The sequence below is a fragment of the Agrobacterium fabrum str. C58 genome, assembly GCF_000092025.1.
Classification (GTDB): Bacteria; Pseudomonadota; Alphaproteobacteria; order Rhizobiales; family Rhizobiaceae; genus Agrobacterium; species Agrobacterium fabrum.
Map to the genome: position 1 here is coordinate 1,469,279 of NC_003063.2, position 24,634 is coordinate 1,493,912.

At 58.6% G+C, this 24,634-nt stretch carries 20 protein-coding genes; 10 read left to right on the plus strand and 10 right to left on the minus strand.

Annotated features, from left to right (window positions below; all coding sequences use genetic code 11):
- Positions 1-9: 9 nt before the first annotated feature.
- The 7 genes from tssF to tssA form a co-directional block, all read right to left on the minus strand.
- Complete coding sequence (gene tssF, locus ATU_RS20310; RefSeq protein WP_010973760.1) at positions 10-1,791, minus strand: type VI secretion system baseplate subunit TssF; 1,782 nt, start codon at positions 1,789-1,791, stop codon at positions 10-12.
- Positions 1,784-2,293 (minus strand): type VI secretion system baseplate subunit TssE, encoded by a 510-nt coding sequence (tssE, locus tag ATU_RS20315; protein WP_006315898.1) that lies wholly within the window; start codon positions 2,291-2,293, stop codon positions 1,784-1,786. Before tssE ends, tssF begins: the two co-directional genes overlap by 8 nt.
- Positions 2,286-3,110: a type VI secretion system accessory protein TagJ gene (locus ATU_RS20320; RefSeq protein ID WP_006315897.1), complete on the minus strand. Its 825-nt coding sequence runs from the start codon at positions 3,108-3,110 to the stop codon at positions 2,286-2,288. The genes tssE and ATU_RS20320 overlap by 8 nt, the downstream gene beginning before the upstream one ends.
- Positions 3,107-4,501, minus strand: coding sequence for a type VI secretion system contractile sheath large subunit (gene tssC / locus ATU_RS20325; RefSeq protein ID WP_006315896.1), 1,395 nt, complete (start codon positions 4,499-4,501; stop codon positions 3,107-3,109). The genes ATU_RS20320 and tssC (ATU_RS20325) overlap by 4 nt, the downstream gene beginning before the upstream one ends.
- Before the next feature lie 54 nt (positions 4,502-4,555).
- Positions 4,556-6,037 carry a type VI secretion system contractile sheath large subunit gene (gene tssC / locus ATU_RS20330; protein ID WP_006315895.1) on the minus strand — a complete coding sequence of 494 codons (1,482 nt, stop codon included), beginning with the start codon at positions 6,035-6,037 and terminating at the stop codon, positions 4,556-4,558.
- A gap of 93 nt (positions 6,038-6,130) precedes the next feature.
- Positions 6,131-6,640, minus strand: coding sequence for a type VI secretion system contractile sheath small subunit (gene tssB, locus ATU_RS20335; RefSeq protein WP_010973761.1), 510 nt, complete (start codon positions 6,638-6,640; stop codon positions 6,131-6,133).
- A 65-nt stretch (positions 6,641-6,705) separates the two neighbouring features.
- Entirely contained in the window at positions 6,706-7,761 is a 1,056-nt protein-coding gene (gene tssA / locus ATU_RS20340) for a type VI secretion system protein TssA (RefSeq protein WP_010973762.1), read from the minus strand.
- A 220-nt stretch (positions 7,762-7,981) separates the two neighbouring features.
- Here tssA and tssH point away from each other — a divergent pair, with 220 nt between their 5' ends.
- From tssH to ATU_RS20385, 9 genes are all read left to right on the plus strand, one after another.
- Positions 7,982-10,660, plus strand: a complete 2,679-nt coding sequence (gene tssH, locus ATU_RS20345) for a type VI secretion system ATPase TssH (protein WP_010973763.1) — start codon at positions 7,982-7,984, stop codon at positions 10,658-10,660.
- 57 nt (positions 10,661-10,717) lie between these two features.
- Positions 10,718-11,194 (plus strand): Hcp family type VI secretion system effector, encoded by a 477-nt coding sequence (locus tag ATU_RS20350; protein WP_003504561.1) that lies wholly within the window; start codon positions 10,718-10,720, stop codon positions 11,192-11,194.
- A 106-nt stretch (positions 11,195-11,300) separates the two neighbouring features.
- Positions 11,301-11,690, plus strand: a complete 390-nt coding sequence (locus tag ATU_RS20355; RefSeq protein ID WP_010973764.1) for a Rap1a/Tai family immunity protein — start codon at positions 11,301-11,303, stop codon at positions 11,688-11,690.
- A gap of 11 nt (positions 11,691-11,701) precedes the next feature.
- Positions 11,702-12,202, plus strand: coding sequence for a type VI secretion system amidase effector protein Tae4 (locus ATU_RS20360; protein ID WP_006315890.1), 501 nt, complete (start codon positions 11,702-11,704; stop codon positions 12,200-12,202).
- Between the two features lie 14 nt (positions 12,203-12,216).
- Positions 12,217-14,667, plus strand: a complete 2,451-nt coding sequence (locus ATU_RS20365) for a type VI secretion system Vgr family protein (protein WP_010973765.1) — start codon at positions 12,217-12,219, stop codon at positions 14,665-14,667.
- 2 nt (positions 14,668-14,669) lie between these two features.
- Positions 14,670-15,626 carry a DUF4123 domain-containing protein gene (locus ATU_RS20370; protein ID WP_010973766.1) on the plus strand — a complete coding sequence of 319 codons (957 nt, stop codon included), beginning with the start codon at positions 14,670-14,672 and terminating at the stop codon, positions 15,624-15,626.
- A complete protein-coding gene (locus ATU_RS20375; protein WP_010973767.1) occupies positions 15,623-16,459 on the plus strand; it encodes a polymorphic toxin type 15 domain-containing protein in 837 nt (278 codons plus the stop codon). Before ATU_RS20370 ends, ATU_RS20375 begins: the two co-directional genes overlap by 4 nt.
- A gap of 27 nt (positions 16,460-16,486) precedes the next feature.
- On the plus strand, positions 16,487-17,161 hold the full coding sequence (locus ATU_RS20380) for a GAD-like domain-containing protein (RefSeq protein WP_010973768.1): 675 nt from the start codon (positions 16,487-16,489) through the stop codon (positions 17,159-17,161).
- A 12-nt stretch (positions 17,162-17,173) separates the two neighbouring features.
- Positions 17,174-17,479: a PAAR domain-containing protein gene (locus ATU_RS20385; protein WP_010973769.1), complete on the plus strand. Its 306-nt coding sequence runs from the start codon at positions 17,174-17,176 to the stop codon at positions 17,477-17,479.
- A gap of 138 nt (positions 17,480-17,617) precedes the next feature.
- Here ATU_RS20385 and ATU_RS20390 read toward each other — a convergent pair whose 3' ends face one another.
- Entirely contained in the window at positions 17,618-19,564 is a 1,947-nt protein-coding gene (locus tag ATU_RS20390; RefSeq protein ID WP_035257634.1) for a putative bifunctional diguanylate cyclase/phosphodiesterase, read from the minus strand.
- A gap of 260 nt (positions 19,565-19,824) precedes the next feature.
- On the opposite strand from ATU_RS20390, the gene ATU_RS20395 reads away from it, so the two are divergent.
- Positions 19,825-21,495 carry a metallophosphoesterase family protein gene (locus ATU_RS20395; RefSeq protein ID WP_010973771.1) on the plus strand — a complete coding sequence of 557 codons (1,671 nt, stop codon included), beginning with the start codon at positions 19,825-19,827 and terminating at the stop codon, positions 21,493-21,495.
- Between the two features lie 3 nt (positions 21,496-21,498).
- Here the strand turns inward: ATU_RS20395 and ATU_RS20400 are convergent, their stop codons facing one another.
- Positions 21,499-23,055, minus strand: a complete 1,557-nt coding sequence (locus ATU_RS20400; protein WP_010973772.1) for a TerC family protein — start codon at positions 23,053-23,055, stop codon at positions 21,499-21,501.
- 376 nt (positions 23,056-23,431) lie between these two features.
- Positions 23,432-24,448, minus strand: a complete 1,017-nt coding sequence (locus ATU_RS20405) for a DUF1402 family protein (RefSeq protein WP_010973773.1) — start codon at positions 24,446-24,448, stop codon at positions 23,432-23,434.
- Positions 24,449-24,634: the final 186 nt, after the last annotated feature.

Genomic DNA, 24,634 nt, shown 5'->3' on the forward strand with positions numbered 1-24,634 from the left:
CCCGGTCTCCTAAAGCAACGGCCGGTCAGCGGCGCGGGCCGGCCAGCGGGCAATTGGTTTGGAATGGCCACGCATCGTCGCCGTCAGCCGCGTAAAGCTGTTGATCGAGGTGTAAAGCCCGAAGAAATGGTTGAGGACGCCGGCGAATACAAAGGCCGCAGGCCGTGCGATCAGCGCAGGATCGAACTCCACCGTTATGTCGGTGCCGGGTACCATCGTCGCGCCGATGCGGGCGTGGGAATTCTGGGCTTCGACCTTGCTGATCGCCTCCACGAGCTGCCGGGTTTCCGGGCTGTCTCTGAAGGAATAAAGCGACAGAATATCTTTCAGCGGAGCGCCGCCGCTATCGGTGAGGGAAAGATGGTTGAGGAGAAGATGCGATATCAGCCGCCACTCGCGCGCCGAGCGTTCGTTGACGCGGATCGCCGCCGTCGGCGGCATCAGCGCATGGACCGATTTCACCGCTTCATTGCCGGTCGAAAGTTGCAGGAAGGGGTGCCCACCACCAAACGGAAGCTGGCTCGGCAGCTCGCGGTTGATGCAGAGCGTGTCGATGCTCGCTACCACGTCGAGCGGCCCCAGCGGTCCGCGCTTTTCATCCACGAAGGCGATGTCGGTATCGGAGGAGCCATCATCGTCGAACCGGCGCTGGATCTGCCAGAACACATTCGCACCATTGTTGCGTTGGGTGCGGCCGAAGAAGGGAGAGGTTTTCTCGCTCTGCCCGGAACGGCTGGTCAGCTGGACGTCTTCGACCGCGTATATCTCGCGGGTCCGCTGGCGGCGTGCATCCGGCAGCAGGCGGTATTCGGTCCGGGTTCCATCTAGGCTGAGCGGTTCGCAGCTTTGCTTGAAGAGGTTGATGACCGGAGACGCGTTCAGCACGAAATCCTTGACCGACACCATGCGCTCAAGCTGCGCATCGGCGGCATCCAGGTAGATATAAAGCTCGCAATCACCGCCGCTCCATCTGTGCAGCCCGTCAATATCGAGAAAGAGAAACTTCTGCGGCAGCGCGAAGAATTCGGTGAGAAGCCTGTATCCGTCAAAGCTGTTGGCCGGATAGGGCAACATGGCCTGATCGCGAGTGAACCCGGAAGGTCTGAGATTGCCGGCCGGCAGGAAGATGGCTTCCTTGTCCTCGGAATGACGGGCAAGCGCCATGCCGACGCAATGGTTGGTCAAAAGCTCGTAAAGCGCCGTTGCCTGCTGCCATGCAGCGGACAGGAAGACCTGGAGTTTCGTCAGTCCCATTTCCGGGAATGTGCCGCCGCGCGGCGCCGTGCTGCGCAGCGAAAGCCGCAGGCAACTGGCAGTGCCGGCAAAGGATGCCGAAAAAGGCGCGTCGATCGGCTGGCCGGCAAGCGTCGCTGCCGCGATCTGCAGCGGCGCGATCTGCACCTCCTGCGTGGTGCGGAAACGGCAGCTTTCGCCGCCCACGGGTTCGGCGAGGATTTCGCTGTGACGGGCAAGCGTCTGTACGGTTGCCAGCGCCGGACTCGGAGCGAATTGCACGACGCTCATCGAAGGGATCGGCGCAAGATAATGCGGATAGAGCGTTTCCAGCAGGCTGTCTGACAATTCGGGAAATTCGTCGTCCAGCTTTTGGCGCACGCGGGCGGCGGAATAGGCAAAGCTCTGGATCAGCCGCTCGACATGCGGATCGTCGGCGACATCACCAGTCATGCGCAGCCTGCCAGCGATCTTCGGAAACGCCGCCGCAAAGCGCGAAGCGCGTTTTCGCAGCGCAAAAAGCTCGTCATTGTATTTTTCGAGGAAGCCGTCAGCCATTCGTCGCCTCCACCAAGAAACGTTGCGTGGACGGATCGATGCGGGATTCAAAGCTGATCGGCGGCATGCCTTCCTGAAGACGGAAGCTTGCCTGTATGCGCATGCGAAGCGCCCGGTCGCCATCCGTGCGGTTTTTCAGGATCGTCACATGCACATCGGCAAGGCGGGTTTCGAACAGGGAAATCCGCCGCTCGATGCTGCGTGCGAGCTGCGCCTTGGAGGCATCCGTCACCAGATTGGCCGAAAGAATGCCGTCCACGCCATAGCTCACCAGCGCATCTGCCAATTCCTTCAAAACGGCTGGCGGTCCGGCGGGGTTGCGGCGGGTATTGAGCAATGCCTCGAGATCGCGGCGGATCACCTCGCGCATCTCGCTGGCCTGATCCTTCAGACTGACGAGCATATCCGTTTCCGCGTCCGGCGCGTCATCGAGCAGCCGGTCCAGAATGGAGCGCGACAGCGTCCTTTGCCGTGCGCGATATTGCTCCAGCGGATCAACCACGGGCGATCTGCCTTTCTTCGTCGGACAGGGCGGAAAGCGCGCCAATCTCGTGAAACGGCACCACATCGTCGCCAATCAGGAGGCAGCGCTGTCCAAAGCCCGTCGCCAGCGGCTGGTCGTCTTCACTCCAGCGGGTTTCCCGGCCGAGAAGGAGACAGACATCATCTCCCGCGCCATGATAGATCGCCGGAAGCAGCACGGATGCGATCGCGCCGTCACGCAAAGTCAGTTCGGCGCCTCGAAAGGCCAGATCACGCGGGCGGCTCATGGGGTCGATGCTGAGACTCTCGATGCGCCCGTAATCGATCCAGAGGTAGCGGCCGCCATTGGTCAGGACCTCCAGCGCATGCGGAACCCGGTCGTCCAGATCGCGGATGTCGCCGGCGCTCCTGCCATCGTGGCCGATCGGCACATTGCCGCGTTTTTCGTCGAGTTCAGCCAGTGCGGTTCTGGCAGTACCCGCGTCGCCGCTGCGTGCGGCAATATTCGCCCGGATGGCCAGCTGATCGAGCTCGGAGGGACCGCCGGGAAAATCCGGCACCGCGCCGGTTTCGAACCACGCATTGCGTGCAGCCATGGCGCGCAGCTGGTGGCGAAAGAGGGAAAAGCCAACGCTGTCCTGCGGCGAAAATGTTGCGGCCAGATTGCATTGCGCATCGGCCTTTTCATAGTCACCGGCAAGGACCAGCAGGTCGATGTAGAAATGGCGGCCACCCTTGTCGGTCGGCTTTGCTTTAACATGGTCCCGCGCGAGCCCGATTGCGTCTTGCAGCTGGTTATCGTCCAGGAGGCGGGAAATATCGTCGCGCAGCGTCATGCGGATATCCTTTGCGGCTCGGCCGAAGACCGGGATGCGGCGGCGGGCGGCATCATGGTTTCGGCAATGAGGTGGAAGCTCGTGGAGACGTCATCGAGCTGGAAATGCGGCTGGAGGCGCACGGTGCAGGAGAATGTCCCCGGCTTGCCGGGAACCTCGAAGACATTGATCCCGGCAGAGCGCAGCGGATAGCGCGTGCGCAACGACGCTTCCGCATCGTCATTGCCGAGCGTGTAGGAAGAGAGCCAGCTTTCCAGCTTGCGCTCGATCGTCGTGGCATCGCTCAGCTGGCCGATGTCATCACGCATGATGACCTTGAGATAATGCGAGAACCGGGAGGCGCACAGCACATATTGCAGCATCGCGGCAAGGCGGGCGTTCTGCCTCGCCGCTTCGGTGGAATAATGGCCGGGTGCATGCAGGGACTGGTTGGCGTTGAAGATTGCCATGCCGGAAAGATAGGTGGTGGAGACGGGCACGATGCCGAGATCGGAAAACTGCTGTTCCTGTCCCGTCGTCAGTTGCACCTCGACGGGCGGCTGGGCGGAAAGACCGTTGCTCTCGATGCCGAGATCGAACGGCGGCAATTGCCGGGGCGAGAGCATGCCGCCATCCACCGCATCCTGCGTCACACCGCGCAGATCCGCAAACCAGCCGGAATCGACGAAGTTGCGCACGACCACGGTCGCAAAGGCGAAGGCGGCATTACCCCAGAGCAGTGTCTCGCCGCTTTCCGCCACATGTTCGCGGAATGGAAACCCGTCATCGCGTCCACGCGCATAGGGCCTGTAGGGAGAGCGCAGCAAAACACGCGGCGCGACAAGGCCGACGAAGCGAGAATCATCGCGGGCGCGAAGCGCATTCCAGCGAAGCCGAGATTTCTCCTGCTTCAGCGAGGAAAAGTCATGAACCCGGCTGAGTTCGGAAAAATCCTGCAGGCCGACGGCGGAAGGTGCGGCTGCCGCCACGAAGGGGCAGAAGGCCGCAGCGGCCACCATGCCGATCTGCGACAGCGTGGTGATGGAATCTGCACCCTGAAGATCATCGGGAGAAAAGGCGTAGTCACCGATCATCAAGCCCACCGGTTCGCCGCCGGGCATGCCGAATTCGCGGTTATAGACGACTTCGAAAAGATGGCTCTGGTCGAAGTCGGTGGCGCGTTCCGTGTTCCGGGCAAGGTCGCGCCAGCTGGCGTTCAGCAGTTTCACCTTCACGTCGGTGCTGCGGCCCGCTTCGCGCACGACCATGGCGAGCCCGCGCCATCTCCCCTCCATCGCCTGAAAATCGGGATGGTGGAGAATGGCGTTCACCTGGCCGGTCAGCGCCTCATCGATGAGGGCGATGAGCTGGTCGGCGAAAATGCGGGCGTCCGGAAAGGACTGATGCGCCATGAGCGGGCTCCGGTGATGAACGGGGCCGGGGTGGCTGATCACCCCGGTCCGTGCTCAGTTCTTGGACGGAATACGGGCGACCATGCGCAGCGAGGTCGTCAGTTCTTCCATCTGCAACCAGGGCCGCATCCATGCGACCGCGTTGTAGGCGCCGGGTTTGCCGGGCACTTCCTGCACGGTCACCTTGGCATCGCGCAGTGGATACTTCGCCCGGCTTTCTTCGCCCGCTTCGTCATTGGCGTTGACGTAGTTGGCGATCCAGCGGTTGAGCCAGACTTCGCAGTCGGACGCTTCCATGAAGGAGCCGATCTTGTCGCGGCCCATCACCTTGAGATAATGCGCGAAGCGCGAGGTCGCCATGATATAGGGCAGGCGGGCGGAAACGGCGGCGTTGGCCGTAGCTTCCGGCTTGTCGTAAAGCTTCGGTTTGTGTGCGGTCTGGGCACCGAAGAACACCGCATAATCCGTGTTCTTGTAGTGGCAGAGCGGCAGGAAGCCGAGCTTGCCGAGTTCCGCATCGCGGCGGTCGGTGATGCCCACTTCGGTCGGGCATTTCAGGTCCAGATCGCCGTCATCGCTGGAGAAGACGTGCATGGGCAGGTTTTCCACCCGGCCGCCATTTTCCGCACCGCGGATCGCCGTGCACCAGCCGCTCTTTGCAAAAGCCTCGGTTAGCTTGGTGCCCATGACGTAGGCGGCGTTCATCCAGCAATATTCGTCATGCTGCAGATCGCCATTCACCGCGCCCCTGGTTTCGTCATAGGCGAAATCATCGACGGGGTTGGTCTTTGGACCATAGGGCATGCGGGCCAGCACACGCGGCAAGGCGAGCGTAACGAAACGGGAATCGTCGCTTTCGCGGAAGCTGCGCCACTTGGCATATTCCACCGTATCGAAAATTTTCTCCAGATCACGCGGACGGGCGAGGTCGCGATAGTCCTCGAAACCGAACATGTGCGGGCTGGCGGCCGAGATGAACGGCGCGAAAGCCGCCGCCGCGATCGATGAGACGCCCTGCAGCAGCTGTACGTCATCGAAGGAATTGCCGAATTCGTAATCACCGATGATGGCGCCGAGCGGTTCGCCGCCAGGCGTGCCGAATTCGTCTTCGTAGATCGCCTTGAAGAGGCGGGACTGATCGAATTCGACGGCTTTTTCCAGATCGCGCGCCAGTTCACGCTTGCCGGCGTTCATGACACGGATCTTGAGGTTCACGCTCGTCTCGGAATTTTTGACGAGATAGTTGAGCCCGCGCCAGGTGCCTTCCAGCTTGGCGAATTCCGGCGCCTGCATGATGGCAGCGAGCTGCTCGGAAATCGTCCGGTCCAGCTCGGCGATCGCGTGATTGAGGGTGACCGTGAGGTTGCGGTCATATTTGACCGTTCCCTTCAGGGCCTGATCGGTCAGCGTGCGCAAGAGGTTCTGCGCGCGATCCGGTTCGGTCTGGCGGGTTGCGGAAACCACCTTGGACAGCAGTCCCTGATTTTCGGCGGTCGTTGCCTGTGCTTCGCTTTTCAGCAGGCTTTCAGCGCTCATGTTTCAGTCCTTCCACATGCGGCTTTGAAAATGCCGCTTGAACAGTTGAAGCCCCGCAGGGCCGTTCGGGGAGGTTTTCCTCCGCACAGGCGATTATTCGCTCGCGCCGTTCTTTTCCTTCAGTTCGGAAACCAGCGTTGCGAGGTCGGTCTTGTTCTGCAGAATATCTTCCAGCATCCGTTCCAGATCTTCCGAACGGTCGGCCTTTGAAAGCAGATCGCGCAGCTCGTTGCGGGCATCCAGAAGCGCCTTGAGCGCCGGAACCTGCTGCACAACGGCGCCGGGTTCGAAATCGTCCATGCTTTCGAACTTCAGGTTGACCTGCATGTCCGTGCCGTCTTTCTGCAGCGTGTTGGCAACGGAAATGTTGAGGCCCGGCGTCATGCGGCGCATGACTTCGTCGAAATTGTCGCGGTCGATCTGAACGAATTTGCGTTCACCGAACGGCTTGAGCGGCTGGGTGGGATTGCCGGAGAAATCACCGAGCACGCCGACTACGAAAGGCAGTTCCTTGACCACCATCGCGCCTTCGGTTTCGACTTCGTATTTAATGTGAACGCGTGGTTTGCGAACCCGCTCCAGCTTTTCATGTACACTTGCCATTTCAACCTCCTTGATGCCCCTTGGCATAGATGACTGTTGCGGGACGGCGTCTCGTCCCGAGTTGCTTATTTCCCGTTATTGTCTCCGCCGGGTTTGATGCCGGCGGCCGTCAGAACGGCGTTTCGGGCCTGCGTTTCCGGCAGAAGCTCGGCCAGCAGTTCCGAGAAATCCATGCGCCCCCTGCGAACCAGCGTTTCGATGGAGAGCGAGATCGGTGAATGCGGTTCGGTTCGGCGAAAGTAACGCGCAACCGAAAGAAGAGTTTCAAACGCCTCATCGCGCGAAGATATGCCTTCCGGGGATGCCGGGGATGTCCGCGCGGCCGACTGCCCGCTTTCATCGGTGCCCGCAGCAATGGCCGGCGTCTGTTCGACCGGTGCCGGTTCCTGGTCGCGCCCACCCAGCGTGCGAATTGCCGCGGCCGCTTCGATAAGCGTGTTGCGGATATTGGAGCTCGGGGGGGCGGCCTGGCCGCAACGTTCGGAAAGAACGGCGGTAATGGCGTCAAACGAGGAGAGACAGGTATTCACCGCTGCCAGATGGGAAGACATGGCGGCAACACCGGCCTCGGAGGCTATCCGGTACAGTTCTTCGCGGCGTTTGCTCTCGTTCGGCCGCTGCGCCAGCTGGAAATCCCAGAGACTGTGTTCTCCGAATTTGCCTCCGGGGATCAGCGATGCCAGCCTGAGTGGCTGAACAAGTGTTCCCTCGCTGCCAATGCCATTCAATCCCGCAAAAGGTGCAAATTTTTCTTCGTCATTATCGTCGCTGATCGAGCGCAATGAGTCCCAGTGGTTGTAAAAAAGATCACCACAAAGCTCGTAGATTTCGCGCAGTCCATGGAAGCCGCGAAGTCGCAGGCTTGCTTCCGCAAGCCATGCCAATATTTCAACATCCTTGCTTTCGGAATATATAATCTGCAATCCAAGATTGCTGACACTGTCCCAGCTACTGGAGATCTTCAGGTTATCCTGAGGGGAGGCGGCCCGCTCTTCTGCGCGTGCCTGGTTTCTTTCGTCCTTAATTCTATAGTATATTTCACGCGTTCTTGAATCGTTGCGGATATTATCTCCGCAATTCCCCAAAAACTCTATATCTCTTTTAACATGCTGTGTATCCAAGAGTAGTCTATCCCCAGAAAATAGTAATGGATTTTTTGTAGTTACTTCCCTTACGTGAGGCTATTAATCAGACAGACTTATTCAAAATGTGTCTAAATTGTGGCGTCTACTCCCTAATCTAATCTGATAAAAAATAAACTTCGGGGTGGACAACCCGGTTTCATCATCATAGTTATTCCACGTCACGTTGTGGAATGAACCCGGGCAGGAGGCTCATTGCATGTCGCATATCGATCTCAATCGCCTCGTTGGAGCGCTTGAGCCAGACCTGCGCGTTACCCTCGAAGCTGCGGCTTCCGTTGCGGTGCGTATGGGGCACAGGTACGTGGATATACCGCATTGGCTGCTGGCGGTTGTAGATGCCGGTATCTATGCGGAAACATTCGACGAATTAAAAATTCCACTTCCGGTATTGAAGGCTGAAATCGGCCGCAGTCTGGAAGAGGCCATTATCGGCGACGGGGAGGCCTTGTCGCTCTCCCAGAACATCCTCACGGCAGCCCGGGAGGCATGGATTCTTGCGTCGCTGGAGGCTGGCCGTGACCGCGTGACGCTTTGCGATCTCCTGTTGGCGATGGATGAGGAAACCTCACTTCGCTCCTTTGTCCGCTCGGCATTTCCGTCTCTCAAGGCGATGGATCGCGGTGCGCTTGAGCGTCTTCGCAGCTCGGCCGAGAACGGCGCAGGCGTGGATGTTCCTTCCGCGCTGACAAGTTCAGGAGAGGCAGGCTCGGCACAGGCCGCCGGCCAGAATGATTTCTTGCGCCTTTACACCCACGACATGACCACCGATGCCCGCAACGGCAAGGTCGATCCTGTTATCGGCCGCGATGATGAGTTGCGCCAGCTCGTTGATATTCTGACCCGCCGCCGACAGAACAATCCTATTCTGGTGGGCGAGGCCGGCGTGGGCAAGACCGCGGTCGCCGAAGCGCTGGCGTTGGAAATCGCCTCCGGCAACGTTCCGGAGAAACTGCGCAATGTCTGCCTGCTGAACCTCGATATTTCGCTGCTGCAGGCCGGTGCCGGCGTGAAAGGTGAGTTCGAGCGGCGCCTGCACGGCGTGATCGATGCGGTCAAGCGTTCGGCCGAACCGGTCATCCTGTTCATCGATGAGGCCCATGGCCTTGTTGGCGCGGGTGGTGCGGCGGGCCAGGGTGATGCGGCGAATATTCTTAAGCCCGCACTCGCACGAGGCGAGGTGCGGACCGTCGCGGCAACGACGTGGAGTGAATACAAGAAATATTTCGAGAAGGATGCGGCGCTGACGCGTCGTTTCCAGCCAGTGCATGTGCGCGAGCCGGACGAGGCGACTGCGATACGGATGTTGCGCGGTGTGGCGGATACTTTCGTCAGCCATCACAACGTTACCGTTCGTGATGAGGCGATCGTGGCTGCCGTGCAATTATCCGCGCGCTACATGCCCGCTCGGCAATTGCCGGACAAGGCGGTCAGCCTGCTCGATACCGCCGCCGCGGCCGTTTCGCTGGCGCGGCAGACGTTGCCAGAGCGGTTACGTGCCATGGAAAGCGAGCGACACCTTCTGTCTGACGAACTGAACTGGCTTCTGCGTGAACCGCAGGATGAGGACATGCAAAACCGCATCCAGTCGATACGCGACGAGCTTGAACGGCTTGAGGCCGGGATCGATGATCTGCGCGGCCGTTATGACGCGGAAATGGCTGAACTGGCGGCGCTCAGTGAAGAGCAGCCGGCCGAAACCGGCGCGTCGAATGTTTCGCACCTGCGGCCTGCCACGGAGATGCGGCCCGCAAATGCCGAAAGACTTGTTCCGACAGTGGTTGATCGTGAAGCGATCGCCGCCGTCGTCTCGCGATGGACCGGGATTCCGCTCGGCAAACTTCTGGCGGACCAGATCGAAAGCGCCCGCACTCTGGATGTGCGCATGCGGCAGCGCGTGGTTGGGCAGGATGCCGCAATTACCCGGATTGCCGATGCCATGCGCACCGCCCGTGCCGGATTGTCCGATCCGCGCCGTCCGCCGGCGGTGTTTTTCCTTGTCGGCATGTCCGGAACGGGCAAGACCGAAACGGCGCTGTCGCTGGCCGATCTTCTCTATGGCGGCAACAGCCATCTGACGACGATCAACATGTCGGAGTTCAAGGAGGAGCACAAGGTTTCCCTGCTTCTCGGCTCACCGCCTGGCTATGTCGGTTTCGGCGAAGGTGGGGTGCTGACGGAAGCGGTGCGCCGCCGGCCGTTCGGCGTTCTGCTTCTCGATGAAATCGACAAGGCTCACCCCGGCGTCCAGGATATTTTTTATCAGGTGTTCGACAAGGGCGTGCTTCGCGATGGCGAAGGCCGCGACGTCGATTTCAAGAACACCACGATCTTCATGACGGCCAATACCGGTTCGGAATTGCTGTCGGCGCTTTCCGCCGATCCCGACACTATGCCGGAAGGTGAGGCGCTGGAAGCGCTTCTGATGCCGGAGCTTACCAAACAGTTCAAGCCCGCATTCCTCGGGCGCACGATCATCCTGCCCTTCATGCCGCTTGGCGCGGAGGAGCTTGCAAGTGTCGTGGACATGCAGATTGGCAAGATCAGGGACCGTGTGCTCGCAACATATGGCACCGACCTGAGATTGTCCGATGCGGCGCGCGATGCCTTGGTGGCGCGCGCCGGTGCAAGTGAAATCGGCGCACGCGCCATCGAAATCATGATCGGCAAGGATCTCCTGCCGCCTCTTTCCAGCTTTTTCCTCGAGAAGGTCATCGCGGGAGAACGCGTCGGGAAGATCGTTGTCGATTTTGGTGAAAACGGGTTCGGCATTCGTGCGGAAGCGGCTGGGGAAGCAGATGAATTCGCCGTAACCGAAGAGGTTGGGGTGGATAAAGTTGCCGCGTCGGATGGGGCTACCCGACGCATGCGGCATTAAACGAAGGGTAACTCGGCCTCGGAGCAAGAGGTCATTTCAGCTACAGGAGCTTAGAGCATGCCAATTTATCTGCAGATTGACGGTATCCAGGGCGACGCCACCCATGAAGAACATCGCAAGTGGATGGATATTGAAGCCATTCACTGGAACGTGGCCCGCAACATGAACACGTCGGCTGGTTCTGCTGCAAACCGCGAAGCGTCCGAACCGACCATTTCGGAAGTCATTCTGACAAAGGTTAGCGACTCGTCTTCCACAAAGCTTTTCCAGGAGGCCTGTGCTGGCCGCACTGGCAAGCTTGCAACGATTCATCTGGTGACGACCGGCAATCCGGGCAACACCTATATCGAATACCTGCTGACGAACACCCTTATCGCCAGCTACTCGGTGGATTCCAGCGGGGATCGTCCGGTGGAGACCATCAAGCTCAACTTCACGAAAATGGAAGTGAAGTACACGCCGTTCGACGACAACAACTCGCCGCAGTCTCCGATGATCGCTTCCTACGATCTGGCGACGACCAAGGCTGCTTGATAGCCATGCGACCCGGTGCCGGCATGCCGGCACCGGAACGTTTTCATTGCAGTTTGCAGCTCACGTCGTGATGTTTCTCATCCACGTTGGACGAGGCGGGTTTTTCATGCGCTCCCTATATGCGGTTTTTGTCTCCGTGCCATTTGTTCTGGCCCTGTCCGGTCTCTCACCGGCCGGTGCGGCGGAACGGACATGGATATTCTCCGGTGCCGAACTCAAGCAGGCCATTGAGGGGAAGCTCGCTCCTGATGTGTCTGATCCGGAAATGCGGCGGCTGGTTTCCGTCGCAAAATCGAGCGCCTACATCGCCGGTGTGGCCGATCTGACAAGCGGATCGGACTGGTGTGGTGCGGGTGCCGTTGCGCCCCATGAACTCACCGACCGGATCTACACCTATCTCGGCGATATGCCTGCGGAAAAACTGGATGAACAGGCAGCAACCCTCGTGCGGGAGGCGCTCAAGGTCTCCTTTCCCTGTGAGCAGAAAAGTAACTAGTGGGACGAGCCATGCGCGTTAACTTTGACACCCTCTATAGCAATTATCCGAGCAGCGATCCGTCGCATCCGAATTATCTCAGCCAGCGTGATCTGTTCACGGAAATCGGCTGGGAGAGCTTCATCGGCAATCCGAACTATCATAATACCTGCGCCATCCGCGTCAGCATCGCTTTCGTGAAGTCGGGCATCAACATCGTGCCCTCTTCGCACCGCATCCAGAAGGGCCCCTATGCCGGAAAGGGCATCGAGGTGAACATGCGCCGCCTTGCCACCCTGATGAAGCGGACGAGCTATCTCGGCGAGCCCGATCCTTACACGCCCGCCACCGCCCGCAACGGCATCGGCGCGCGCAACGGTGTCGTGGCCTTCAACAATATTCCCGGCTACACCGGTGGCGGTCATATCGATCTCGTGCGCGGCGGGTCGGAAGCCACCCAATGCGCGTCGGCCTGCTACTACAATTCGGAAACGATCTGGTTCTGGCCGCTGCAGGCCAGCCGCGGGTCCTGATTTAGGAGTGTCCCATGAACGACCAGCCTTCGGTTTCTGATTTCGTTCAGGCGAGCCGTGTTCTGAAAGTGTCTTCGCCCTTGGGCGAGGACCAGCTTCTGCCGGAACGCCTGTCCGTCGAGGAGGGCGTGTCGCAGCTCTTCGAGATCCGCCTGACCGTGCGAGCCAAGAAGGAAGCGGTGAAGCCCGAGGAACTGATCGGACGGCTGGTCGATGTCTCGATCGAGATAAGCCAGGGCGATGGTGATGGCGGCGGCGTTCGCCGCCCCTTCAACGGCCTGGTGACGGAATTGCATGAAGGGCCGCCGATTACCCGTGGCATGCGCTCCTATGCGCTGACCATCCGGCCGCAGATGTGGCTGCTGTCGCGCCGCTCCGATTGCCGCATCTGGATGGACAAGACGGCGGTCGAGATCGTCGAGACGCTGTTTTCCGAACATGGCATTCCCGCCCCCGATACATCGGGCATCATTTCACCGCCGCCTGCCCAGCACTACAGCGTTCAGTTTAACGAGACGGATCTCGATTATCTCACTCGCCGTTTCGAAGAGGACGGCCTGTTTTACTGGTTCAGCCACGAGGACGGGTCCCACAAGCTGCATGTGGCCGATAGCGCCAGCGGCTGGCTCGGACCATCACCGGCCGCACAGGGCGAGGGAATGGTGCGCCTGGCGCAGGGCTCGTCGGACCGTAACCACATCAACGACTGGGCGCGACGGTTCTCCTATGTCTCGGGCCAGCGCGCGGGTGCGGACTGGAATTTCGAGACACCGGGCATGGTGCCGGGCACGATGACGCCATCGCTGGTGCAGATGCCGGATGCGACGAAGCGCGAGCTTTACGAATATCCAGCCCGCATCAAGACAGTGGAAGAAGCGGAACGGGCGCAGAAACTGCGGACCCAGGCAATTGAGGCCGATCATGACCGGGTGTTCGGCTCATCGACCACGCGTATTCTGGAAGCGGGCCGTCGCTTCACGCCTTTCGAGGTTGCGCATCCCGAGCATGCCTACGAGGAGCATGTGATCGTGAGGGCAAGCCACAGTATTGTTGATCTCTCCTATGAGACAAACAGCAACGAACCGGAGTACCGCAATCACTTCGAGGCAATTCCCGCCCGCGTGCCGCTGACGCCGCACCGGTCAACCAAACGGCCGCGCATCGAAGGCACGCAGGTGGCGATCGTCGCCGGCCCCGAAGGCGAGGAAATCCATCCGGATCAATATGGCCGCATCAAGCTGTGGTTCCCGTGGGACCGCAAGGCGAAGAAGGATGGCACGGATACGTGCTGGGTGCGGGTCAGCCAGGCATGGGGTGGCGGCACTTGGGGTGCGCAGGTCATTCCGCGCATCGGCATGGAGGTGATGGTTGCTTTTGTCGATGGCGATCCTGATAAGCCGCTGGTTATCGGCGTGGTCAACAATCCCGCCAATTCCGTGCCTTACGACCTGCCGGCCAACAAGACGCGTATGGTGCTGCGCTCCAACAGTCACAAGGGTGACGGTTTCAACGAAATCACTTTCGAAGATGAAGCCGGCAAGGAGAACCAGTTCTTCCACGCCCAGAAGGACCAGACGACGCGGGTCTTGAACGACCGGACCAAACGCATCGACCGGCACGAGGTCGCCTCGGTCGGCGGCAACCGCGCCGTCGAGGTTTCCGGCAACCAGAAACACGAGATCGGTGGTTCGGTGAATACTGTCGTCGGCGGAACGGGACCGATGGCGATGATGGCGATGGCAGGCGTGCAGGCGCTTTCAGGACAGACGGCTGGCCTGCTTTCACAGGCCGCCCAGATTGCCGGCGGTGGTGGTCCTGGTGTCGCAGCCTTTGCCACCACGCTTGCCTCATCCGCACTCGGATTTCTTGGTGCAGGCGGACTTTCCTCGCGCGAGGGCGTTGTCTCCGGTCCAAGCCCGCGGGCGGATGCGGGTACGGCACTTGCCGGCTCCGGCTCGGGCGTCGGTTCCGATGCCTCGGGCCTCTTTCCGCTGCCGGGCATCATGAACACGATCATCGGGGCGTTTCAGTCCACATCCGTTGGAGTGGCAAAAGCCGAGCAGGTCGGGGTCAGCAAGGTCACGAATATCGGGCAGACGGAAGTCCGACAGGTTGGAAAACAGCAGAACCTGACCATCGGCAAAGAGCAATTCGTCGAGATCGGTACCGGCCAATATACGCGTGTCGGTGAGAAGATCACCATCAATGTCGGCAAGCTCTACAATCTCGTCTCCGAAGAGAAATATCATGGCGAGGCGAAGGTCTGGGAGATATTCGCCGACGACGAAATTCGTCTTTCGACTCCCGGCGGATACATCTCCCTGACTAAAAGCGGCATCAAGCTCTTTGCCCTGAAGATCGATATCGAAGGCAACCAGATCAACTTCAAGAAAGGTGGCCCAGGTGAAAGTGGCTCCTGCTTGAAGTCGATGTCGAAGAATTCCACACCGTTTGTCAGGATTTGATTATGAACGACACACCCATAATTGATCTGCCAAATCCGAACGAAACCGCCGAGCTTACAAGACAAGCCGTAGAGGCAATGACGGGACAGGTGTCCGTCGTTTTAGATGGGGGTGCATTTGATAATCTTCCGCGCATCCTTCAGGAAGAAGGTATAAGCGCCCGGTCATTGTTTCTTGAAGGTGCTTCCGCCGATTTTCGTTTGTCGGGACCATGGTTAGTCGATCTCTCGGCTATCCCCGTGCGCTCCTATATCGGCTGGCTAGACGCAAAAAATGCTTGCGCTGTCTATTGGTCCTGTCCGTCTGGAACCGATGATCTTTACCGTCACCTGAGGACTATTAACGAGGTTATGATCCCGCTGGAGCAGACCAGTGGCGATCTGCCAGCTACGAGTTCACCCCAGTATGAACGCGTATTGTTTCGACACTGGGACCCTAATGTCCTCGGCGCTCTTCTTCCAATCCTGACAAGGCCACAGCTCGCCCGGTTTTTAGGACCTGCGGATTGCGTCGTTTTAAACGCGCCCGACTATGGTGGTGTGAAGCGGGTGAAGGCTCCCGCCGACCTACCTGCTGCTCCGCCTGGCCCGTTACGCATCGAACGGGATCAAATGGAAAAACTGAAAGCTGCGATGTTGCATTCTTCTCGGCTGAGAATAGCCCGGTTCCTGAAAGCGAATACTCCACCGTATTTTTCTGGCGTCGATGATAACTTCATTTGGGGCGCCACCTTGGCCAGCGAAAAATCTGCCGATGAGCTTGGTATCAAGACGGAACGCGGTCGCGCTCGCTGGGCCTATGTCATGATAATGTCCGATGGAAAGGCGGCAGATGCACCGGAGGTGCGAAACTATGTTGGCGATGGCGGCGACACGCCAGATAACAGGGTTAAATCCCTGATCGACCACACCGTCGATGCCTTGCGTTCCAATCCGTCAGCATCCGGAGCGCCCGCATGAGTGCGACGACAACTGTCGCCGGAGCGGGCGGTGCTATCGCAGGAGGTTGGCTCGGTCGTGTTATTGGAGGCTTAGCTGGCAGCCTCGCTGGGCCTGGAGGTACAGCGGTTGGAGCATGGATAGGTGGGCAAGTCGGCGCTATGGCGGGTAGAGCGGCTGCCTCCGCAATCGCCTCTTATATGGAAGATGCGAATGTAGACGCTGACGCCAAGACCAAGGAGAGCGAACAGGCCAAACCTTGCGTTGATTGTGGGGAAATCGATTGCTTTAGTCCGCCTGAGGGAGCTACGCCTAAGCAAGTTGAAGAGTTTAGGCGTCAGTTGAAGGAGCAACAAGACGAAATAAACCGCATGGAGCCTGATGATCTGGTCAGAAATATCGACAAATATAGACAGCAGGGGAGGCCGACTGATGATGCAGCAAACCGTCGGCAGAGTAGAGAAGATTATCGCACCGACCGCACACGGGAACTGGAAGAAAAGTATTTATCGAAAGGGCGCAATGACTATAAGGAACAGGCTGCGAATGATGTGGCAGAAGAGATGAAGAAGTTGGCCGCAACCCATACCTTGGATTTGGTTGCGGGGGGCGACGGATCAATTTCTGGCTTGGGCGACAAGAGTATCAATAGTTCTTTAGGGTCTCAATGGAAGGGAAGAAGATCGGAGCAATTGCGCTCTCATGCAAAAAAAGCGGCTGAGCAAAAGAAAAAAATGAACGCTAAACTCGAAGAATGTAAACCCGAAGGCGGCAATGATAATTCTCCCGATGCTGAAACTCCCGACAATGGTACAGGTAAGGGGGACGGCAATCCTGACGTCCCGGTGTCTTGAGCAGTTTAATATTCTTGAGGAGTAAAAATGCCAGAGCTTTTTATAACATATGAAAACGCCTTGAAGCGCTTTGGCTTGCCCGAAAATCCTGAAATTATGGGCGAGGCAGATATTGCTCGGTATAAAAACAGGATTCCTGAAACCTATTTAGATTTTATTCGGCATGCAGGCCTGGGAATTTGGAAGCAAGGCTATTTTCAGTTTTGTAATCCGGAAAAGTATAAGTCGATAGTAGCTTTAGCTTTGGGTGGCGACAAACAGCTGAATCCGGTTCGGACACACGCGTTGGGGTTTTCTGCGTTCGGAAAAATCTTGGCATGGAATGAAGACTATAAAACCACTGAAATTAACATCCTTCTTCATAGAGTGACATGCCGCGGGCTGTTCAAAGAGATTCCTGCTGAGCGATCTGACATCAACTTGGGTATAGCCGTTGAGGGGATTGATGCAGAATCCTTTGATGCTCCGGACGAGAAAGGTAAGCTTATGTTCAATCGACTTCTAAAAAATTTGGGGAAGCTTCAGCTCGGCCAAATCTATTCACCGAAGTTACATCCATCGCTGGGTGGTCAGCTTACTGTTGAGAATATGCGTCCAGTTGATGCGCTTTCTGCCATGACTATTGCGGCTCAAGCTGGGCCGTTTACCCTATACGATACTACAAAGCCATCTACGCCAGCAGTTCGTACTATTGGCAGCTAGAGGGATATTTAAATGGTCGGGCGCTCGGTCACGCTGAAAGGTCATATGCACATCTGCCCCATGGTCGATCCCGGGCCGAAGCCACACATCGGTGGACCTGTGGTCTCGACGCAACAGACTTTTGTCACCGTTGACGGTGTGCCGATCGCTACGGTTGGAGACAGCCTGCTTTGCACAGGCGTTCCGACAACGTCGGACAAGATTACCAGTGGCTCATCGGTCGCTACCATACAGGGGAAAAAAATTGCCCGCATGGGGGATGCCTGCGCGCATGGTGGGAGGCTGGTCGACGGCGTTTCCTGGCTAACGTTCGAGTGACGACGATATCCAGCAGCGGCGCGACACTCGGTTGAGCTTGAGTTACGACATTACCAGCCGGTCCGTTCACGCTTTACGATACGACGAAGCCAAGTATTCCTGCAATTCGACGCGTCGGGGCCTAAGGTTGGAGCAATCTCAGCCAGTCCCAACGACCGCTCGCGGCCCCGAAAGAAACGCCGCCACATCCCACTCCCTCAGCGGCGGCGCATAAATATAGCCCTGCACCAGCGTGGCGCCAAGACCTTCGAGTGTGGTGAGTTCTGCTGATGTTTCCACCCCCTCGACCACGCATTCCAGCTCCATGTCCCGGCTGAGGGCAAGAAGCGATTTCACGATTTTGTAGCTGGCTGGTTTTTCGTGCAGATCGGTGACGAAGCTGCGGTCGATCTTGATCTTGGTCAGCGGCAAGGCGTGCAGTCGGGTGAGGCTGGAGTAACCGGTGCCGAAATCGTCAAGTGAAATGCCGCAACCGAGACGGCGCAGCATGTCGACGGATTGTCTCACCTGCTCGAAATCATGGGCAAAGGCTGTCTCGGTGATTTCAAGATCGAGACGGCGGGTGTCGAAACAGCTGTTTTCGATGATGCCGATCAGGGACAGCACGCCTTCATGACAGTTGAGGTCCTGGGCCGAAAGATTGAACGAGAGACGCAGGGAAGGGTCCCATGTCGATGCCGAGGCCAGTGCCATCTTCAGAAGCGGCCGCGTCAGCGAACCGACGATGCCGGCCCGTTCCGCGATGGCGAAGAATTGTGCGGGCGGCACATGCCCGAGAACCGGGCTGTGCCAGCGCGCCAGCGCTTCAAACCCGGCCGTTTTTCCGTCGCGTATATCCACGATCGGCTGAAACATCACCGAAAGTTCGTTTTTCAGATCGCTCTGCTTGAGCAGATGCTCAATGCGGGCTTCGATATTGATCTGCTTTTCGTGTTCCGCATCGAACAGAACGGCATCGCCACGCCGGGTTTTCTTGGCGTGGTAGAGGGCATAGTCTGCCCTGTCGAAAAGCTGCTCCAGCGTGGAGGCAAGGTGGGGAAAGACTGCTATTCCCATGGATGCGGAAACATGCACCGTTCCTTCCGGCATATGGTAAGGCGCCCTCAACTCTTCGGAAATCGCATTGGCGTTTGCGACGAGTTGCGCATCATCAGGTATGATCGGGGCGACGATGGCGAATTCGTCGCCGCCCAGTCGAAAAGCCTTGCTGGCTTTCAGATTGGCGGTGAGGCGCTTGCTGACATTGATCAGCAGCCGGTCTCCCACCGAATGCCCGTAGAGATCGTTGACCGGCTTGAAACCGTCGAGATCGATGACCCCCAGCGCCAGCCGGGTTCCCTTTTCTCTGGCATTCGCGAGCTCGACCTCAAGATGTGCGAAAAAGGCGCGGCGGTTCGGCAGTCCCGTCAGGCTGTCTATATTGGCAAGCAGCAGGTTTTCATTGCTGAGCGCCTCCGTGCGCTGCTGCGAAATGACCATGCGCTCAAAATTGCGGTAATTGGTCAGGAGGATGGACATCATGCCGGCACAAACCAGCAGAACATTGATGGCGATGGCAATGAATGTCGGCTGCCGTGACGCCACAAAAAAGGCGATGAACGCGCCATTGACGATGACCGTCACCATGAAGGCGGCGGACCGTACATACATCAGGCAGAAGATGCAGGAAATGACGGTGATCGCCATGTAGAAGGCGACATGGGATCGTGTATAGGCATCTCCATGCGGCACCAGTAAAAAAGACCAGAGCGTGAAGGCCAGGGCGATGCCGGCGGCCAGGCGGTTCGTGCGGCGAAGGGCGGCGAGTGCCACCTCCGGCCGGGGATCGATGCCGCGCGTCCTCCACCAGAATGCGACCCGAAGTGTGCAGCCGATGGTAAAAACGGCGGGAACCCCAACGGTGAGCCAAAATGGTGCCAATTGCATATGCGTACTGGCAAGCGCCCATGTGCTTGAGAGCAAAATGAAATACATCATCGGCATCTGCCGGGTGAAGGCTCTGTACTGCGCTTTCAGAAGGTCGGGATTGTCAGACCGGACGGACATGAAGTCGAGCAGTTTTTGTATGGCGATCAGTATTTTCATTTATGACTCATCAAATACAGGACGACATCGGTAGCATAAGCCCAGTTACATCATTGGAAATACACAGGGTTAACCGGGAGACAACTGTATCAACCGCAAGATGCAGCTGCGTATCTTCGCAACATGCCGCCATTTTCGCCGTTAGATGCTGTTCTGGCAGAAACTGGATGACAATGTGGTTAGGTTAGGCAAATTTGAAAACATAAACGCGCCGTTCCGACAATTATCTTGAACTGCCCAGGCAGAAAGACCGTTTTATGATGCTGACACCTGTGCTTCCTTCCGTTGCCGTCATTGCTGACGCACATTTTCATGACACAGCCGCGGATTTCGGATTTCCCGGTATCGAGATCGATGGCCAGCGCATCACCATGCGCAGCTGGTCGGAAACGCGCGACTCTACCCGGGTTTTTAATGAGAGCGCCGATGCACTGCATGCGGCGCTGGAAGAGGTGCGGCGGCGCGGCATTCGCCATGTGGTGCTGCTCGGCGATTATACCGATGACGGGCAGCGGGAGACGACACAAACGCTGAAGGGCATTCTTGAGCGTCATCGCGATGCGCATGGCACGGCCTTTTATGCGCTGCCCGGAAACCACGATATTTTCGGGCCGTGCGGCCGGCATCAAACCAAGGAGTTCCTGGTGGAGAACGGGGAACGCCTCTCCGTCTCTAGCGATGCGAAGCGGGCAGGGGAACGGGTCGTTATCAGCGAGCGCATGTATTGCGACGGTTATCCGGAAGGTCTTGGCCCCATGGCGGCCTTTGGCTATTTCCGCCAGCCGGATTACCTGCATTGGGAAACACCCTTCGGCCTCTCCGATGCGCCGCAGGATCGGCTCTACGAGGTGGGCTCACCCGATGGCAGCAATGTCTACATGCTGATGGACGCCTCCTATCTGGTCGAGCCGGAGCCGGGTCTCTGGCTGATGATGATCGACGCCAATATTTTCGAACCGCGCGACGGCAGCTTTGAACGAGGCGAGGAGGCCGCCTTCATCGACAGCACCGCCGCCGGCTGGAATGCGCTTCTGCGCTGCAAGCCTTTCCTTCTCGACTGGATTGCCGATGTGCGCGCCAGGGCAGAGGCGCTTGGCAAGACGTTGCTCGGCTTTTCCCACTATCCGGCACTCGATCCCTTCGATGGTGCAAGCAGCGTGGAAAGCGCCCTGTTCGGCAAAACGACCGCCGTGCGGCGCATGCCGCTCAAGGCGGTGGGGGATGCGCTGATAAAAACCGGGCTCGCCGTGCATTTTAGCGGCCATCTGCATGTGGAAGGGGTGACGCGGCGTGGGGAAGGGGAGAGGTCACTGACCAATATCGCCGTCCCGTCGCTGGTTGCTTTCCCGCCGGCCTTCAAGGTTGTCCACCCGTCGCGTCAGGAAATCGCCGTGGAAACGGTGGAGATGGCCCATCTGCCGGTGAATGGCCGCATCTGCCGGGGGTATGCGCAGGAAATGGCGTTTGCCGGCGAAGCGCAGGACGCGGCCTTTGTGGCGGGTGATTACGGCAGCTTTCTGCGGGACCATCAGCGGGCGCTGATCAAGTATCGTTATTTCCCCCGGGAATGGACGGCGGAAATCGTTGCGGCGATGGCTGGTAAGACGGTGCGGGATGTCGTCGGCCTGCTCGGAGAGAAGAGCATTGCCTCCGAACAGGCGGATATGCCAATGATCGAGCTCATCACCGACTGGTATTGCCTGCGCCAGGGCGTGGGTCTGGCCCTGCCGCAGATCACGCCGCAGCGGCTTTCCCTTTACCGGATCCTGGCGGATCGCCTCGGCCGCAAGGCTGATCGTCATGATGGATCCATTGAAGGTTTTCTCGAAATCTTTTTTGCTGCACTCGGCCTGTTTCTCGATCGCGCCGAGGCGAGCCCTCGGCGCGTAGAGCTTCGGCCTACACGGAAACAGGAGCCCGTTTCCGTGTAGCTGTCAGGTGGCAAGGCTGGTATTCCACGCCCGGATTTTTTCGATGTTTCTGTCCGAGCAGGAAACGATCTCGAATTCGAACCCGTCGCCGGAAATCCGCTCGCCGATTTCGGGAAGGCGGCTGAGGCGCCAGAGGATGTAGCCGGCGATCGTGGAGTAACGGTCGGCATCATCCACCAGATCGATATCCAGGAGATAGGAGACGCGTCTGATATCGACGGTGCCGTCGATCAGCCAGGAGCCGTCTTGCTCAAGTCCGGAAATCTGGGCTTCCTCACCCTCGTCGGGGAACTCACCCGCGATCGCCTCTAGTATGTCCGTCGGCGTAGCGATACCCTGAAGCGTGCCATATTCGTCGATGATGACGGCCATCTGCAGCGGCGATGTGCGCAGCTGTTCCATCACCTGCAAGGCCGTGGCGCTTTCGTGCACGACGAGAGGCTCGCGCAGCGAACGCTCGAGGTTCAGTTTTCCGTCATGCAGCAGATCGCGCAGCAGGTCCCTGGTGGCGGCGACGCCCAGGAAGGAGTCCAGCTTGCCCTGCGCCAGCATCAGGCGGGAATGGTCGAGTTCCAGCAGCCGGCTTCGTAACGTGTCGTGATCGGCATCAATATCGAGCCAGTCGATTTCGGTGCGCGGTGTCATGATCGATACGACCGGGCGCTCGGCAAGCGTCAGCACCCCGCGTATCATGTCCTTTTCCTCGGATTTGAAAAGGTCGCCTTGCGCAGCCTGCGCGGCGATAACGTCAGCGGTCTCGCCGAGCGACTGCTGTTCGCCGACCCGGCCACCCAGAAGCCGCAGAATGGCATCGGAGGTGCGTTCGCGCATATCGCCGGCGGTGATGCGCCTTTCGCGGTTGCGCCGTCCGATCTGGTTTGCCGCCTCGATGAGAACGGAAAAGCCGATGGCCGCATAAAGATAACCCTTCGGCAGATGGAAACCGAAACCCTCGACGATCAGGCTGAAGCCGATCATCAGAAGAAAACCAAGGCAGAGAATGACCACGGTCGGGTGTTTCGACACGAAGGCCATCAGCGGCCGCGATGCCGCCATCATCACGGCCATGGCCACGCAGACGGCGGTAATCATCACCCAGAGATTATTGACCATGCCAACGGCGGTGATGACGCTGTCGAGCGAGAAGACGGCGTCGAGCACGACGATCTGCACGATGACCTGCCAGAAGACTGCATGGACCACCTTGCCCTGTTTCGGCTTCTGGTCACCCTCCAGCCGTTCGTGCAGTTCCATCGTGCCTTTGGCAAGCAGGAAGGCACCGCCGAGGATGAGGATGAGATCGCGACCGGAAAAGGAGAAATCCGAAATGGTGAAAAGCGGCCGCGTCAGCGTGACGATCCACGAGATCGAAAACAGCAGCAGCAGGCGCATGACGAGCGCGAGCGACAGGCCGATCATTCGCGCTTTCTGGCGCTGGTGCGGCGGCAGCTTGTCGGCAAGGATCGCGATGAAGACGAGATTGTCGATGCCGAGCACGACTTCGAGAACGATAAGGGTGACGAGGCCGACCCATATATTCGGATCTGCGAGGAATTCCATGTTCAGGAGCCTTTATGGGAATGGGTGCAAACGCGCAAAGCCCCGGACCGACCATCCGAGGCTGAAAGCCGCTGCTTTGAAAAAAACAAGAAAATTCGAGGCTGGCGTCGCGTTATGCGAGCCAGCCTCGTTCGGTGTCGACTACTGTCGGTACTGTCGCCTTCGTCAGGCATAGGGCGGATTTATCCCACTATCAGTCAATTCTTGTGCCGGTCCAACTAGCAAATTTCCGACGGTTGGAAAAGCGGCTTTCGATTTTTTGCTGCCAAAACGGTGCGGTTTGGCAATCTTGGCGCGTAAAATATGCCATAATCGCTCGAAGAATTGGACGCTGTGCAATCTCAGCGATTGCCACCCGTTCCCCGGCAAAAAGCCCCTATCGCTTCTGCTCGCCAATATCGGAGGTGGTGCGTCGGTCGATGGCCTTGCCATCGAGAATGTTTTTCAGGATATCGAGGCGGTCGTTGATCAACCATCCATAGTAGTTTTCCACCGGCAGCAGTTTTTTTGCGCCGGCATCCACGGCGGTCCGCAGGCGCTCGGCGCGGCGTCTTGGCTGGCCGACATTGTAGAGCGTGGCGGTGATGCCGGGATTTCCAGAAATGTCGAAGCCCTTTTCCCGGTAGGCGTCGATGGAATCCCTGATGATGGCGGCGATATAGAGGATGCTGCGGTCGGGATCCATGACGTCGCGGTAGATATCCTTCGGCCTGTCCGCCGAGAGTTTCGGCAGGCCGCTCGTTTTGTTCACGAGATCGGTGACCTGCAGCGCCGTCAGCGGGCTGATCTGGCCGAGCCCGAACGTCTGCCCCGCGTAAAAGGGCTGGAAGAAGGCCCGCTGGAAGGAGATCGCCTCATAGCTCGTGCCATCCACCACCTTGCCACGGAAGCTCTGGTCCCAGACGGTATCGCGGCAGCTCCACTGTTCAGACGTGGTGGCAAGGGCCTCGCAGGAGCGGAATTCCGGCCGCTGGAGAAATGTCTTCAGGGCCACGCCCTTATAGCTGAACTTGATATCGAGTTCGGCGTAGGAGATGGCCTTGATATAATAGGTCTGCATGCGATCCACGGCCGAGACGTTGAAGGTATGTTCCCCGACGATGGCGCCAACGATGTGGATCGGGTCGATGCCATAGGCCGCGCCTGCCTTCCTGATCTTGCCGAGCAGTCCGGGTTCGCTGTTCAGGAGATCGACCGTCTTGCGGAATTTTTCCTCGTAGGTCGTGGAGAACGCCTTGGTCCTGATGGCCGAGGCCTGCGGTATTTCGGGCTGTTCGGCCGAGCGGTTGCCCGGAGGCACAACGACCATCTGCTGGGCTGCGGCATAAGAAGGCAGGAAGGCCAGCGCCAGAAGGACGGCGGCCGCGCGGGTGGACTTCGCAAACAGGCTCATACGGCGGTCTCTATGATGGGGATCGTGTTGCGGTGAGGGCTCCTTCTTAGGGCAGGCCGCCTGCGCGTGGCAAGTTGCCCCCGCTCACTTTACCGTTGTTGCCGCCCGGAATGCTGTCACACCTCATTGTGCAAGCATCCGGCCGGGAATTTTCGGGGTCGTTAAAAGTCGAGCATTTTGTTTCAT

What these genes read in the sequence shown, in the direction of transcription:
- tssH (WP_010973763.1), top strand. Translation starts at nt 7,982, where the DNA reads ATGTCGCATATCGATCTCAATCGCCTCGTTGGAGCGCTTGAGCCAGAC.
- ATU_RS20385 (WP_010973769.1), top strand. Translation starts at nt 17,174, where the DNA reads ATGGTCGGGCGCTCGGTCACGCTGAAAGGTCATATGCACATCTGCCCC.
- ATU_RS20370 (WP_010973766.1), top strand. Translation starts at nt 14,670, where the DNA reads ATGAACGACACACCCATAATTGATCTGCCAAATCCGAACGAAACCGCC.
- ATU_RS20320 (WP_006315897.1), bottom strand. Translation starts at nt 3,110, where the DNA reads ATGACGCTGCGCGACGATATTTCCCGCCTCCTGGACGATAACCAGCTG.
- ATU_RS20350 (WP_003504561.1), top strand. Translation starts at nt 10,718, where the DNA reads ATGCCAATTTATCTGCAGATTGACGGTATCCAGGGCGACGCCACCCAT.
- ATU_RS20400 (WP_010973772.1), bottom strand. Translation starts at nt 23,055, where the DNA reads ATGGAATTCCTCGCAGATCCGAATATATGGGTCGGCCTCGTCACCCTT.
- tssB (WP_010973761.1), bottom strand. Translation starts at nt 6,640, where the DNA reads ATGGCAAGTGTACATGAAAAGCTGGAGCGGGTTCGCAAACCACGCGTT.
- ATU_RS20380 (WP_010973768.1), top strand. Translation starts at nt 16,487, where the DNA reads ATGCCAGAGCTTTTTATAACATATGAAAACGCCTTGAAGCGCTTTGGC.
- tssF (WP_010973760.1), bottom strand. Translation starts at nt 1,791, where the DNA reads ATGGCTGACGGCTTCCTCGAAAAATACAATGACGAGCTTTTTGCGCTG.
- tssC (WP_006315896.1), bottom strand. Translation starts at nt 4,501, where the DNA reads ATGGCGCATCAGTCCTTTCCGGACGCCCGCATTTTCGCCGACCAGCTC.
- ATU_RS20355 (WP_010973764.1), top strand. Translation starts at nt 11,301, where the DNA reads ATGCGCTCCCTATATGCGGTTTTTGTCTCCGTGCCATTTGTTCTGGCC.
- ATU_RS20390 (WP_035257634.1), bottom strand. Translation starts at nt 19,564, where the DNA reads ATGAAAATACTGATCGCCATACAAAAACTGCTCGACTTCATGTCCGTC.
- ATU_RS20405 (WP_010973773.1), bottom strand. Translation starts at nt 24,448, where the DNA reads ATGAGCCTGTTTGCGAAGTCCACCCGCGCGGCCGCCGTCCTTCTGGCG.
- ATU_RS20375 (WP_010973767.1), top strand. Translation starts at nt 15,623, where the DNA reads ATGAGTGCGACGACAACTGTCGCCGGAGCGGGCGGTGCTATCGCAGGA.
- ATU_RS20360 (WP_006315890.1), top strand. Translation starts at nt 11,702, where the DNA reads ATGCGCGTTAACTTTGACACCCTCTATAGCAATTATCCGAGCAGCGAT.
- ATU_RS20365 (WP_010973765.1), top strand. Translation starts at nt 12,217, where the DNA reads ATGAACGACCAGCCTTCGGTTTCTGATTTCGTTCAGGCGAGCCGTGTT.
- ATU_RS20395 (WP_010973771.1), top strand. Translation starts at nt 19,825, where the DNA reads ATGCTGACACCTGTGCTTCCTTCCGTTGCCGTCATTGCTGACGCACAT.
- tssC (WP_006315895.1), bottom strand. Translation starts at nt 6,037, where the DNA reads ATGAGCGCTGAAAGCCTGCTGAAAAGCGAAGCACAGGCAACGACCGCC.